Annotated in this window: 14 protein-coding genes; 9 read left to right on the top strand and 5 right to left on the bottom strand. The window is 40.2% G+C overall.

Annotated elements, in window-relative coordinates; translation table 11 throughout:
• The first annotated feature begins 158 nt into the window (after nucleotides 1-158).
• Complete coding sequence (locus tag AACW90_RS00220) at nucleotides 159-1,340, top strand: winged helix-turn-helix domain-containing protein (RefSeq protein WP_390229277.1); 1,182 nt, start codon at nucleotides 159-161, stop codon at nucleotides 1,338-1,340.
• Nucleotides 1,341-1,428: 88 nt separating this feature from the next.
• Nucleotides 1,429-1,809, top strand: a complete 381-nt coding sequence (locus tag AACW90_RS00215; protein WP_390229275.1) for a CoA-binding protein — start codon at nucleotides 1,429-1,431, stop codon at nucleotides 1,807-1,809.
• Between the two features lie 51 nt (nucleotides 1,810-1,860).
• Here the strand turns inward: AACW90_RS00215 and AACW90_RS00210 are convergent, their stop codons facing one another.
• The 3 genes from AACW90_RS00210 to AACW90_RS00200 form a co-directional block, all read right to left on the bottom strand.
• The gene (locus AACW90_RS00210; RefSeq protein WP_390229273.1) at nucleotides 1,861-3,114 is read right to left on the bottom strand and encodes a hypothetical protein; all 1,254 of its coding nucleotides are present in this window, start codon (nucleotides 3,112-3,114) and stop codon (nucleotides 1,861-1,863) included.
• Between the two features lie 82 nt (nucleotides 3,115-3,196).
• On the bottom strand, nucleotides 3,197-4,180 hold the full coding sequence (locus AACW90_RS00205) for a Gfo/Idh/MocA family protein (protein ID WP_390229271.1): 984 nt from the start codon (nucleotides 4,178-4,180) through the stop codon (nucleotides 3,197-3,199).
• Between the two features lie 162 nt (nucleotides 4,181-4,342).
• Nucleotides 4,343-4,984, bottom strand: a complete 642-nt coding sequence (locus tag AACW90_RS00200) for a hypothetical protein (protein WP_390229269.1) — start codon at nucleotides 4,982-4,984, stop codon at nucleotides 4,343-4,345.
• 215 nt (nucleotides 4,985-5,199) lie between these two features.
• Between AACW90_RS00200 and AACW90_RS00195 the strand changes: the two genes are divergently transcribed.
• The 6 genes from AACW90_RS00195 to yqfB all read left to right on the top strand — a co-directional run bounded on the left by AACW90_RS00195 (nucleotide 5,200) and on the right by yqfB (nucleotide 11,218).
• A complete protein-coding gene (locus AACW90_RS00195) occupies nucleotides 5,200-6,342 on the top strand; it encodes a hypothetical protein (RefSeq protein ID WP_390229267.1) in 1,143 nt (380 codons plus the stop codon).
• A gap of 211 nt (nucleotides 6,343-6,553) precedes the next feature.
• Nucleotides 6,554-8,572: an elongation factor G gene (gene fusA, locus AACW90_RS00190; protein ID WP_390229265.1), complete on the top strand. Its 2,019-nt coding sequence runs from the start codon at nucleotides 6,554-6,556 to the stop codon at nucleotides 8,570-8,572.
• 389 nt (nucleotides 8,573-8,961) lie between these two features.
• Nucleotides 8,962-9,813, top strand: a complete 852-nt coding sequence (locus tag AACW90_RS00185) for a tetratricopeptide repeat protein (RefSeq protein ID WP_390229263.1) — start codon at nucleotides 8,962-8,964, stop codon at nucleotides 9,811-9,813.
• Nucleotides 9,810-10,544, top strand: a complete 735-nt coding sequence (locus AACW90_RS00180) for an AzlC family ABC transporter permease (RefSeq protein ID WP_390229261.1) — start codon at nucleotides 9,810-9,812, stop codon at nucleotides 10,542-10,544. Before AACW90_RS00185 ends, AACW90_RS00180 begins: the two co-directional genes overlap by 4 nt.
• Nucleotides 10,541-10,858 (top strand): AzlD domain-containing protein, encoded by a 318-nt coding sequence (locus tag AACW90_RS00175; RefSeq protein WP_390229259.1) that lies wholly within the window; start codon nucleotides 10,541-10,543, stop codon nucleotides 10,856-10,858. The genes AACW90_RS00180 and AACW90_RS00175 overlap by 4 nt, the downstream gene beginning before the upstream one ends.
• 63 nt (nucleotides 10,859-10,921) lie before the next feature.
• Complete coding sequence (yqfB, locus tag AACW90_RS00170; protein WP_390230783.1) at nucleotides 10,922-11,218, top strand: N(4)-acetylcytidine aminohydrolase; 297 nt, start codon at nucleotides 10,922-10,924, stop codon at nucleotides 11,216-11,218.
• A 21-nt stretch (nucleotides 11,219-11,239) separates the two neighbouring features.
• Here yqfB and AACW90_RS00165 read toward each other — a convergent pair whose 3' ends face one another.
• Nucleotides 11,240-11,518 (bottom strand): hypothetical protein, encoded by a 279-nt coding sequence (locus AACW90_RS00165; RefSeq protein ID WP_390229257.1) that lies wholly within the window; start codon nucleotides 11,516-11,518, stop codon nucleotides 11,240-11,242.
• Between the two features lie 205 nt (nucleotides 11,519-11,723).
• Nucleotides 11,724-12,608 carry a LysR substrate-binding domain-containing protein gene (locus tag AACW90_RS00160; protein WP_390229255.1) on the bottom strand — a complete coding sequence of 295 codons (885 nt, stop codon included), beginning with the start codon at nucleotides 12,606-12,608 and terminating at the stop codon, nucleotides 11,724-11,726.
• A 90-nt stretch (nucleotides 12,609-12,698) separates the two neighbouring features.
• On the opposite strand from AACW90_RS00160, the gene AACW90_RS00155 reads away from it, so the two are divergent.
• A complete protein-coding gene (locus tag AACW90_RS00155; protein ID WP_390229253.1) occupies nucleotides 12,699-13,631 on the top strand; it encodes a DMT family transporter in 933 nt (310 codons plus the stop codon).
• The last annotated feature ends 71 nt before the right edge of the window (nucleotides 13,632-13,702 follow it).

The following is a 13,702-nucleotide window of genomic DNA, read 5'->3' as shown; positions in this document are numbered from 1 at the left end:
CTTTTTTGAATACTGCCACCTTAAATAAAAGGTGGCGGACTATAAACTGAAAAATTTTAAACGTTATATCTAAACCACATATGAAATAGTGATCGATAATTACAGGTTATTTGTTATTGTCTCTTTATGAGTACTCTTTCCGAGATTGTATAATTAGCATGGCAGACTCACTATCACTTCAACAGGCAAGAAAACTGGTACTGTTATCTCAAAAGCTACCAGCACGACAGCAAAAAGGAACGGCCTTAGAGGCAACTCTATCTGCTATTGAACACCTAGGTTATGTGCAAATGGATACCATCTCTGTTGTCCAAAGAGCACACCACCACACCCTTTGGAATAGAAACCCTCGTTACCAACCTACCCACTTAGATACATTGGTAAATGACAAACAAGTATTCGAGTATTGGTCACACGCTGCTGCGTACTTACCGATGCGAGATTTCCGTTACAGTCTTTATAGAAAGCACGCGATTTTAGATGGGCATCAAAGTCATTGGTACAAACGTAACCATGACGTAATGGATCATGTTTTGTTGAGAATCGAGAAAGAAGGCCCATTAATGGCAAGGGACTTCGATGGTGATGGGAATAAATTAGGTGCTTGGCAACATAAACCCGCAAAAATGGCACTAGAGAATCTGTATATGCAAGGGGATTTGATGATTTCGTCTCGAGTGAATTTTCAAAAATCCTATGATTTGACAGAACGTGTATTGCCACAAGATATAGATAAGCGTATTCCTTCTGCTCAAGAGTATGCTAGACACCTTGTATTTCGTTATTTAAAGGCGAATGGCATAGGTCAGCTTGCAGAAATGAACTATTTGCTTCAAGGCATTAAGCCGCACATCACCGCCGTTTTAGAAGAGTTAGTAGAGAATGGTGATGTAATCATAATAAACGTCGCAGCGATAGAGTATTACACTCTTCCCGAAACGCTTTCATTACTAAGCAAGCGTTATCAGATCAACAAACTGCATATACTATCTCCTTTTGACAACCTATTGATTCAGCGAAAACGAATGCAAGCTCTATTCAATTTCGACTATCTTATTGAATGTTATACACCTGAAGCGAAGAGAAAATTCGGGTATTTTTCGCTCCCAATATTATGGAATGGGCAGCTAGTCGCACGCATGGACTGTAAAGCTGTGAGGAGTGAATCAAGGCTAGATATACATCATTTGGTGCTGGAACCGAGATTGAAGAAAGTGGATGATTTTATGTCTTCACTTAAGCAAGCGCTTCCGGAATTTTTGATATTCAATGGTTGTGATAGCTTTCTGTTACATAAAGTAACGGTAGACAACAAGGTAATTGCAGTTGATCTAACCTAAGTTTGCAATGCGAATGTATTTACAGCTGTTATTGGCAAATGCTATAAACGAGAAAGCTATCGTTACGGAATAATAAGGAACAGGTTTAATGATTACTGATACCCGCGAGAAAATTGCAATTTTAGGCATCTCTGATAAAGCCGAACGTTACAGTTTCAAAGCGTACCAAAAACTGCTTGAGAATGGATTTGCAAATCTTGTGGGTGTGTCACCTAAAAAAATAGAGCTTTCCCAGATAGAACTCGTAGATACATTAGAAAAGCTATCAGGAGAGGTGCATACATTGACCCTTTATGTCGGTGCACAACGCTTAGAACCCATGATCGAGTCGATATTGTTGTTATCACCAAAGCGTATCATCCTGAATCCAGGAACTGAGAATCAAAATTTGATGACTCAAGCTGCCAAGCAAGGCATTGACGTTGTTGAAGGATGTACTTTAGTGATGCTTGCTACTGAGCAGTTTTAGACGCTTATGAATGATGAATGCGTGCTACCGAGTAAATGTAGATGAATGGATTCACAGTGTTGCTTCTAACATTTGATTTAGCTGTGCTCTAATATGAGTCTCTTGTGTGTTAAGTAATGTATTCTCGTGTCTATTAACTATATTTATGTCTCGAATTTGAGTGGTTGAATTCGATGCAAATTGATAGATATCCCTAATTAACATCATTGAGTTGCGCATAATCTTTTCGCTTAACTCTGGGCTTATCAGCGCTTCTGTCTGACTTAAGCCAAGCAAGCTTCTAATATCAATGAAATGTTGAACATAACCAGAATGATGAACCTTGTATTCATTTCGATGGATTATGGCGTCTGAAAATGAACAGATATACGGATTATATTTGAGTGTACCAAACCCCAGCACGACAACGCAGTTATCATAATAAAGCTCTAGGCGACGGTCCCAAGTATCGGTTCCTTTTCCACCCTCAATGACAAACGCTATCTCGGCTTCAGCAGACATTATATTGCCAGCACAAAGCATATACGTTTCGGCGTTTCGGTCCCTCATCAAGTCGGGGTGGTGGAGAGCTTCCAGAATCACGTTATCCAACGTAATGTTGGTGATTGAAATGGGTAATTTCTCTAAAAGCGTCATGAATCCCGCGATAGCATGTATGCCCATGTCGAGGCCAAATCCAGCTCCGCCGTTAGTGGCCAAATTAAGAAGTTGCCTCTCATTAAGCGCGGCTATCTTGTTGTTGAACCCAAATTCCTCGATCAAAGGGTGAGGATTGATTGGGTTGTCGACACCAACAGCGATGATCTTGTTGGGTAATGTATTGTTTGGGATATCCGGATGGGTCGTAAAGTCGATTAAAGGGGGAGTGACCATTGCAGTATCGATGAAGTAAAACCGATTACCATGTTCTTTCATCTCTTTAGATATTTGGTTAAAACCTTGCTCAATTTCGCTCAGTGAAAAAGACGGTTTTTCAATTACGATTAGACAATCACTGTCGGAAACGGTGGATTTTAGCTGTTTTAAGATATCCAAATGGTAGATTACCGGCGTTAAAATAAAAACGGCGGAAAGGGAGTTTAACCCCAAAGATCTTGAATAACTATCAAAGGATGAATAGCTATGGTGGTAGGCGATACCCGTTTGGTTGTTTAGCTCTTTTCGTGCACTTTCATGATCTGGAGTTGGATCGATAGCGATCAATGAGTAATGCGAATATAACTCTATCATAAGCTCTCGATAGAGTTTTATGACTGAATGTTCTGGGTTACCTAAGCCACCAAATATGAGTATTTGTTTTTTCATCGCTACCATACTGTTATGCCGTTTATCGGGTCAACTTTTCGTTATCTAAACTATCCATTGACCCGACCATATCTCCGCCGGCCTATTTGTCAGCTGGAAAAACGACGCCAGTTTGCTTACGTATTTCAGTGATGACTTCGGCTACTTCTAATGAGCGTTGTACGTAGGCGTAATTCATCGAACCATCGCGTATTTGCTCTGCAAAGGCGATAGCTTCGTAGATCATCGAATTTTCTTCCTGTCCAACGTGAACGGTTTGCGGGTTTGAATCGGTTTTTTGGATAGTAAATCCGGTACATTCGGATAGGTGATTGATTAAAATTACGCCCTCGTCACCTTGTAACTCACTGGCAATATTGCCGTCAGACACTTTTGAATGTTGAATAGACACGATGAAGTTAGGGTACTCAAGAATAACGGTCCCATGAGCATCAACGCCAGACTCTAGCAATTTCGCGCTGGCTTGAATGGCATCTGGCCTACCAAATAGAGAGACGGCGGCCGCAACGTTGTAATAACCGATGTCCATAATTGAACCGTTAGAGTATTTTGGGTTAAATGTATTTGGATTCTCACCATTGAGGTACTTTTGGTAGCGAGATGAATATTGGCAGTAGCTTAAATGAACGCTACGCAGTTTGCCTATTGAGGCAAGGCTCATTTTGAGCTCTTCAAAGTTGGGTAAAAATTCGGTTTTAAACGCCTCAAAAAGAATGACATTATATTTTTCTGCCGCGTCGTACATCTGGTTTGCTTCGTTTATATTGGAAGCAATAGGCTTCTCACAAATGACATGTTTACCATGTTCCATCATAAGAATGGCCTGTTCACAGTGCAAACTATTGGGTGAGGCTATGTAGACCGCGTCAATGCTTTTATCCGCACCGAGTTCTTCTAGGCTATTGTAGAAGTTGCAATCAGGGACTTGATGTTCTTTTGCGAAACCGTGAGCGCTCTCTAATTGACGTGAATAAATGGCAGTCAATGTGAACTGATTGCTTTGCCTAGCGGCTTCGACGAATTTCTCTGATATCCAGTTGGTTCCAATGACGGCTAAGTTGATCATCTGTTCGTATCCCCAAATTGTTTTAGCTGATTAGCAAAGCAAGTTTAGCATTGTTAGATGAAAAAGTTGGACATAGTTAACAATAACTTATGGTTTTTCACAGAAACGTTAAATGGCAGAAAAGGCCGTTGAATATGGCCGTGTTATTATTGCGCTACATGACTATTTCCTAGACATGTGGAAGCTACCAAAGGCGATTTTTTCTAGCCCAATATTGCCATCGTGTTCAAGGAAAAAAAACTCAAGTTCGTCATCTTTCCCTTTACCAACAAAATGGTGGAGAGTACCGTTCTTCGTCAATTTTTTGGTGTAAGCCGTAATAGTGGCGCGCTTTATTTTTTGTTTAGAAAGAAACTCATAGTATTCTCTTGGCCCACCAGAACGTAGATCGAGAATAACTTGATTGATTAAAGGCATAAAAGGGTAAACATTATCGGGCATGTCGGTTTGTGTATTATTTTTTTTATTTTTTATTTTTCGTGTTAAAAAATCATAGGTAAAGGCTCTCTTCTTTGACCCTATTTTTTCGGCATATTGAGTGGTGACAGGAACGACTTGCCTATCAATTTTTTTATATGTGCCTTTTTCGTTGATTTTAGCACCAATAAACATAAAAGAACCTTTAACCCGAGTCTCATAGCTACAGACGTCCTCATTGCAGTGTGAAGTCATCACCACGTCGCCAAGTGGTACTGGGCCCAGACCAACAGTAAATTCTCCATTTGCCCCTGCCATTGCTTGAGAACAAATAGGGAATAATGAAGCAATAGATGCGATACAAATTGACAATGTTTTAGTTAGCATACAATAAAATAATCAGTTGAGTTATGAATGAGTGATAGTACTAAATCTAGATGAGTTGTTAGAACAGGTCCAATAACTATTAATACTCCGTTTGATAAAAAGCGTCGTTACCGATGTACGAATCCAAAAAATACGGAGTAAATCGCTTGTAAACAACAGCTTTGTGTACAAATCAGCTACAATTAAAAAATAATAACAAAAAAAGAAAAGAGATATTGAAGATATTAGAATGTACTAGTGATATCAATGAGATTCTATTCTGTCCAAAGGTGATGGGCCGACAGAACATCGGTCACCGATTTATTCTTACAATGTCAATGTTATTCTTCGTACCTGCAGTTCATGGTCAGTCTTCACAAAGCATGGATATAACCATGTTATCAGCAGGACAAGATCATCAAGAATTATCGACCGATTTTTCTTATCAAGACGAGACCTCCTGGATCGACGATACAGAAGATTATTTCTCTGAGACTGTGCATGATTTTAGTGCTTTTTTGGATCAAGGTTTGGCGAAGCAAGATGATGAAGAGGCACTAACCAATAAGAGCTATTTCAAAATTAAGTATCGTTCAGAATATAGCCATTATGGCTATTTTAACTCCGATGAGAGCATTTCTATTCGTATTGACTTACCTCACGTAAAAAACAATTGGAATATAATCTTAGAAACCGATCCAGACGACTATGACTCTTTAGAAAGTAAGCAAAGGGGTTTAACGTCAGATGCGTCAAAAAATAGTATTGATGGCGCGATAGGAGGCGTTCGATTACAAGATGAAGAGCTTAACAATTGGCGTACCAATCTTGATTTGGGCGTCAAAATACGCCTGCCGTTTGACCCATTTGTAAGGGCTGAACTTCGTAGAGTTGAAGATTTCTCTGAGAGCTGGACAGCGCAGTTTAAACAAGACGTATTTTATTATCACTCGTTAGGATCTGGTTCATTGACCGAATTGAACTTTTATCACGCCTTAACAGAAAATGATTCTAAGATTTTTAAAGTAGGATCAAGTGCGCAATATATTTATGAGGATGATAATTGGGAGTTATTATTTCAACTTAAGTATTTCGATCGTCTAAGTAATAATCATTTATTGGAATATTCCACAGGCGTTAGTATTGAACCAAATCAGGCAGATGAAGTCGCTAACTCGTGGGTATCCGCATCTTGGCGCCAAAAAATCTACAGTAATTGGCTTTACCTATCTCTTACACCACAAGTTGATGCTCCCCGGGAATTGGATCATAAATTAAATATGGGTATTCAGTTGGAACTAGAGGCGGTGTTTTCAAAAAATAGAGACCTAGATCGTCTTAATCGGTTTATACCTCGCTCTACTCGGGTGACAGATTAGCGTTTTGCTCTTGCGGCGTTGTTACAGCTATGAATTAAGTCACATTATTTTTAAGGGAATAGGTTCAAGCTAGTTATAGGTAACCGAGTTAAAGGATCAACTTTGTATATGGCTATCCGAAAAATGACGTGGAAGACGAGTAGGCGGTGAGACCGCCAGCTCCGAAGATGTTTTGTTTTAAAAACTGTTCACGAAATTTTAGGAGTTCATCATGCCCATAAATAAAATCCGTAATATCGCTTTTATAGGTCAAACTGGTACCGGTAAAACAAGCCTTATAGAGCGTCTTCTTTTTGAATCAAAAACCATTAGTTCGCTTGGTTTTGTTGAGAAGGGAGATACGGTCACCGATTTTGATCCATTATCCATTCAGTACAAGCACAGTATAGAAGCGACCCCGGTTTCGTTGTGTTGGAACAACCATCGTATGAACTACATCGATACTCCCGGGCAGGCAGAACTACTGGGTAGAACCTATAGTATCTTTCCTGCCGTTGAATCTACGGCTCTCGTACTCGATGCAAATACCCCTCTAAACCAAGTGTCCGATAGATTATTTACTTTTGCTAAAGAACAAAAAAAGTGTCAAATGATCGTGGTAAATAAAATCGACTTAAACGCCAATAAAATCGTTGAACTAATGGCTAATATTGCAGAGCATTTTGGTGATGCTTGTTTGCCAATTAATTTACCTTCTGAAGATAGTACCTCAGTAGTTGATTGCTATTTTTCCCCAGAATATGAAAAAGCGACGCTTATTGATGACGTGACAGCGGCTCATGAACGTTTGATTGATCAAGTGATAGAAGTCGACGAAGATTTAATGGGAATCTATTTGGAACAGGGCTCTGAACTCAACCCCAATCAATTGCATGATCCATTTGAAGAGTCATTAAGGACTGGACACGTTATTCCAATCTGCTTTGTCTCTTCTGATACAGGGGCTGGAGTTGATCTATTGTTAAAAACGCTCGCTGAAATTATGCCAATGCCTAATGAGGGTAACCCACCGTTGTTAGAAAAAAAAGGCAAGCAAGTTCAAGTGAACTGTGAGTCTTTAGAACATAGTGTCGCGCATGTATACAAAGTTAGCGTGGACCCTTATATGGGAAAACTGGCTTATGTTCGCCTATTTCAAGGTGAGATAAATGCAGGCAGCCAACTCTACATTGGTGAAAATAATAAGGCGTTTAAAGTCGGGCATCTTTATCAGTTACAAGGCAAACAAAGAAGAGAGATACAAAAAGCCATTGCCGGAGACTACTGCGTGTTGGCCAAAGTGGATGACCTTCATTTCGATTCTGTGATCCATGATTCTCACGAAGAAGATGGCATACATATGCGTACGCTGACATTCCCGCAGTCCATGTATAGTTTAGCCGTGACGCCTAAAAAGCGTGGAGATGAGAAAAAAATATCTGAAATATTAAATCGCATTTCTGCCGAAGATCCGTCTTTGCGAATAGAACATCGAGTAAGAACAAACGAAACATTAATAAGTGGTCAGGGTGAATTCCATCTAAAAGTGGCCTTAGAGAAAATGGCCATGGTTTATAAACTAGAGGTAGAAACCAGTCAACCCAGTGTTGAATATTTTGAAACCGTAACAAAACCAGCAGAAGGAATGTATCGCCATAAGAAGCAAAGTGGTGGGGCTGGACAGTTTGGAGAGGTTCAGCTCAAGGTTTGCCCTCTGCCTCGAGGGGCTGGTTTTAAGTTTGTAAATAAAGTCGTTGGTGGTGCAATCCCTACTTCTCTCATCCCGGCCGTAGAAAAAGGCGTGCGTCAAGCTATCGATGAGGGTGCGATTTCTGGGAATCCGATTAAGGACATTGAAGTAACGGTATATGACGGAAAGTATCATTCGGTTGATTCTAAAGAGATCGCCTTTGTTATTGCGGGTAAAAAGGCATTTTTAGATGCAGTCAGTAATGCTGACCCCATTGTGCTAGAACCCATTGTGCAATTGGATATTCATATCCCTACACACTGCGTAGGGGATGTGTCCGGAGATCTTTCGGGTAATAGAGGATTAATCGAGGGGAGCCGGCCTGAAGCGAATAATTTCACCCTTCTTAAAGCGAAGTCGCCTATAAATGAACTACAAGAATATTCGCGTCGTATTCGCGCTATTACAGGGGGAGAAGGCAGTTTTGATATGACGTTGAGTCACTATGAAATTGCCCCCCCTGCGATACAAAAAAAGGTATGTAGAGAAGCAACTCAATAATAACGACAACTCAGTCACTTAAAGGCGTTCCTTAGGGGGTAATGCTGTTTGGTTAATGTTATCTAAACGTGTTATCCCGATAAAAATTGACCTATTTTCACGAAAACCAACGTCATCCCCATGAAAATGGGGATCTAAACCCACCTAGATTCCCGTTTTCACGGGAATAATGACGATGACTACTTTGTCTTAAATGAACGGCATTATGCCTTAGTGGACGCCTTTTTATCTTTTACGTGATAGAGGCCATTCTCGCGCACTTGCGAGCCGAGAAAAGTGGAAATAACACTTTAAATGTATGTTGTGTTTTTTACTACTTGAAAGGATGGAGTTTACCTCCTATTGTAAGGCCTTCTTATGTGCGTAATTTGGTTGTGATTGTGGTTGTGATGAAAAATTTTTTGGTGCTTTTTATAGCTTTATTTATCTCTTTTAGTGGTGCTAGCGCAGAGAAGTATTCTGAGAGCGACATTTTGGAACGTCCATTGGTCGAGCGCTATATATTGGATGAGCTTAAAGCGCTTAGACAAGACCAACAAGATCTGGAGCGTAGGTTAGTTATTCAGATTACCGACAGAGAGTTAGAAGTCGCCGATAAATCCATGAATTATGCCAATGTCACGGTAACGTATTTTTTCTACATTATTGCTGGGGTTGCCTCATTGATTGCACTGGTTGGTTGGCAATCATTAAAAGAGATCAAGCAAAGCACCAAAGAAATGGCTGATGCGCGATTGAATAAATTAGCCAAAGAGTATGAAACGAAATTTTTAGCATTAGAGAGAGATCTAAAACGTAAAACCCGTATTATTTCTGAAAATAACCAAGAAATTGAGATTATCAATGAAGTTCATAATCTTTGGTTGCGAGTTCAAAATGCTCAAACACCTGAGCAAAAAATGGAAGTTTGCGATGAGATCCTAGTCATTCGCCCAGGTGACTTAGAAGCGCTGACTCATAAAGCGGATGCGGCAATGGAAATGAGCGAATATCACTGGGCTATGAGCCTTTGTAATCGCGTACTTGAAGTTGATGATAACAATGCACACGCGCTATACCAAAGGGCTTGTTCATATGCGCGTTTAGGAGCAGAAGAACAGGCTATCTATGATCTCCACCGCTCGATTCAAGTCAGTGCATCTATTCGTGAACTTGCCGCAGAAGAGCCCGATTTAGAGTCATTACATGGGAATCTTCAATTCGACACATTAATTGAAGGGGTGGAAGGCAGTCAGGCGTGATAGCTAGGAAACGCCTTTTCTGGCAGGGAGCGTTAGCCATATTTCCACTTTCGGTGGCGGTTGTTCCATGGGGTTTTCTGGTCGGTTCGTTTGCTATGGATGTTGGACTAACACCTTTTGAGGGACAAGCACTTTCGGCAATCTTGTTTGCTGGCTCTGCGCAGTTAGTCGCTGTCGGGATGTTTAAAGCGGGCGTGGGGCTGAGTACCATGTTATTAACCACGTTTTTCATTACCTCACGACACTTTTTATACAGTGTATCAATGCGTGGTAAAATTGCACCATTGCCGATTAAGTGGCGATTATTGCTGGGTTTTTTACTGACAGATGAGCTGTTTGCCGTGGTAGGTAATCAAACCCCAGAACGATTTAAGCCGTGGTATGCACTGGGCGCTGGGCTGAGTTTTTATTTGGTTTGGAATGCGGCTACCTTGATCGGGATCGTCGCAGGGAGTCAGATTCCAAACCTAGATCAACTGGGTCTGGAATTTGCTGTTGCCGCAACCTTTATTGCATTGGTCGTCCCAACAATAAAAAGTATCCCTATTTTAATGTCCGTTGTTGTCGCGTTGGTTCTATCCGTTGCCTTGGAGTATATGAAAATTGAAGGCGCTTTAATGATATCTAGTATTTTTGGTATGTTAAGTGGCTTTGCTTGTGAACGGCTATATAGGGTTAACAGTGTAAATGACAAAAAGATAAGAGATAAAAATAGTGAGGATAAGCGATGATTTTGTTTTCTATATTCGCGATGGCGGGGCTGGTGTTTTTCAGTCGTTATCTTTTCTTAGAACCAAAATTACCCATCAAATTGAATGCAACCACTCAAAGGTTGTTAGCCTATTCTAGCCCAGCAATATTAACGGCCATTTGGGCGCCAATCGTTTTTATCCAAGACGATGAGTTGTCTATTGTTCCAACCAATCCTTATCTGTTGGGTGCGCTCTTTGCTGCCTTCATGGTCTGGAAAACGAGGAATGTACTTTGGACGACGATAGTCAGTATGGCGCTATTTTTGTTTCTAAAATTGGTTGTTTTTAGCTAACAACACGAAAGATCAACAGATCTCTAATACTAAAGTAAGGAAATATAAATGAGTTTATCAGAGATGACGTTTTTCGAACGTTTTGAAACCGACATTTTGTCAGGTAAAAAGACGATTACAATTCGAGATGAGTCAGAAAAAAATTATGCATCAGACTCCATTGTTCAGGTGTCTACACTCGAGACTGGCCGTTGGTTCTGTGCATTGAAAATTGACTCGGTAGTCGCGATTAAATTCGACGATTTGACAGAATTTCATGCGCATCAAGAAAATATGTCGCTTGTTGAGCTGAAAGCGGTTATTCGCGAAATATACCCCAATATCAATGATCTGTACGTCATTAGTTATGCTCTTGTTTAAACCTTTAAAGTCGAAAATTTGTTATACCATGAGGTTGTTTCTCACTAGTCCTCGGCGAACATTTTTGCATAGCTTGCCAAACTGTCTAATATCGTCAAAGTTTGGCGTCATTCCGCGAGATATTGCGGACTCCCAGTAAGTGAGCTCTGAATCCACTAGTTCAAGAAGTTTTTTAGGACAACCAGTGCAGTTGCTTTCTGTTCCACAGATAAAGGTGTCTGGCTCATACAAAGGTAAGGTCTCTTTCACCTGTTGTATAAGCTCTAACATTGCGGTGCATCTGTCTGGTTTCTTGTTCATCTTGTTATTTGATTCGCTCTCAGATTCATGTGGTTTTAAATCCTGACCTTATATAACTTGTACAATGGCATGGTGTCCATTTTTATAGAGTAATAGTTTATGGGTTGATTTTCGAGGTCAATTTGAAGTGTTCATATTTGAAAACCATCGATCAGAAAAATCCGTAAATCCAATAACATCAACCTTTAAAGCCATTGATATTTTTCTATGCAAATTCTTTTCGAAGCCAACTTCGTAAGGTCAGCACGCTTTCAAGCCTAAGTTTTTCTGATTGGCAGACAAAATAGAAACTTTGAGAAGGGTGTTTTACCGGTTCCCCTACCTCTACGAGTAAGCCGAGTCTAATATCGTCTTTGACAAACTGTCTATGTGTGACAAATATACCGAGTTTGCTAATGGCGGCCTGTACAGCATGGACAGAAACAACAAAGCTTAAGTTATTCCTTTGTTTGGGAATGGGTAATTGGTGAGCTTGGCACCAATAGTTCCAGTCATTTTTACGTCGGAGATTGGAGGCATAAATTGCGGGATAAGAATTTAGAAGCGATTCAACGGTTGCTTCATTGCTAACTAATTCTGGATTACACACCATTACTATTTCATCATCCCCTAGTTTTTCGCAATAATAATTCTGCCATTCATCTTTAAGGTCGTGAATAAGAGCAACATCTACCCCTTCATTATCTAAATTAAATGGGCCGACGAGATTGGAAATTCTTACATCGAGATTTGGTGCGGTTTGTTGAAAGCTAAGCATACGAGGTATCCACCAATGAACCGCGAGTGAATTGTTCATGTTTAATGTCACTCGGTTTGAATGTATTGGCTTTTGCAGAGCTTCAGAAGCATCGACTATCTGCTCTAATGCTGGTGCCACTTTCTTGTAATAGCGTTTGCCTTGGCTATTGAGTTCAACACGCCTACCTATACGTTTAAAAAGTGGTTGACCGAGTTGGGTTTCCAAGTTTTTTATTGCCTGACTCACAGCAGAGTGGCTGACGTTAAGTACGTCAGAGGCATTAGTCATGCTGCCGGTTTCAGCTACAGCAACAAATGCATAGATAGATTTCAATGGAATTAGTGAGCGCATATGTAAGTTTTTCTAACAGGTTTGGTTAATAATACTCGCTTTTTTATTCGCCGTCACTTCTCTAAGATGCCCGTATCAAAGGAGAGTAGAATGTCTAGTGAATATAAACCCACCATTTTTATGCTTGTATCTACGCTAAGCCTTTCATTATCCGGAGTTATTGCAAAATACCTAACGGGTCAGTTTAGTTTAGTTGTTTTAGTTTTTTTACGTCTATTTATTCCCGCTATTTTTATGCTATTTATGATGGCAACAACACGATTTATGTTCCCTCAGAAAAACTTAACCAAATCGTTCATTATGCGTGCCTTGTGCGTTGCTGGCTGTCAGATGTGTTTTTTATATTCACTAAACACTCTGACATTGGTAGAGAGTGTGGTGTTATTTGCGGCTGGGCCGTTGTTTATCCCTATATTTGAGAAAATACTTTTTGGTGTAAAGGTTCAAACCGTGACCAAGATAGGATTAGTTGCCACGTTTTCTGGGGTGCTAATGCTAGCAGGGGATGTAAGCAGTATCGCTTTGAAACCGGAATTGTTGGTTGGATTATGTGCAGCGATATTTAATGCGGGATCACAATTAAGTCTATATCGCTCAACTAAGGGGGATATGCCTGCTATCGCGGTTAATGCGTGGAGTTTTCTATTTAGCTCAATTGTGATTTTTCCAATAACCTTGTGGTATGGCGTATCCGATTTAGATATCCAAGTATTGTCCGAACCTGTAAATCATTGGGCTATTTGGCTAGCCGTCGTGGTGCTTACATTTGTGATAATTAGCAATCAAGTTTTCCGCTCTAAAGCCTATAAATTGGTGGATAGTAGCTCTCGGTTGGCCCCATTGATATTCACAAACTTGATCTTCACTTTAGTTTGGCAAGTGACGTTTTTTAACGAGACACTAACACAAGAAAAACTGGCCGGTGTTTCACTCATTATAATAGCGAGTGTCTTGCAAGTTTTGTGGCCAAAAATGAAGGGAGTTTGGTGTAAGCCTAAGCTGAAAAAGGCACATGACGTATAAGTAGTATTGTCTATAACGGTGTTCGTTTATCTATACGAGCGATTCCTTCTGTTTTTTTATATTCTGTCCAT

The organism is Vibrio frigidus (assembly GCF_042465995.1).
Taxonomy (GTDB): domain Bacteria; phylum Pseudomonadota; class Gammaproteobacteria; order Enterobacterales; family Vibrionaceae; genus Vibrio.
This window is presented reverse-complemented; position numbering and strand designations above follow the sequence as displayed.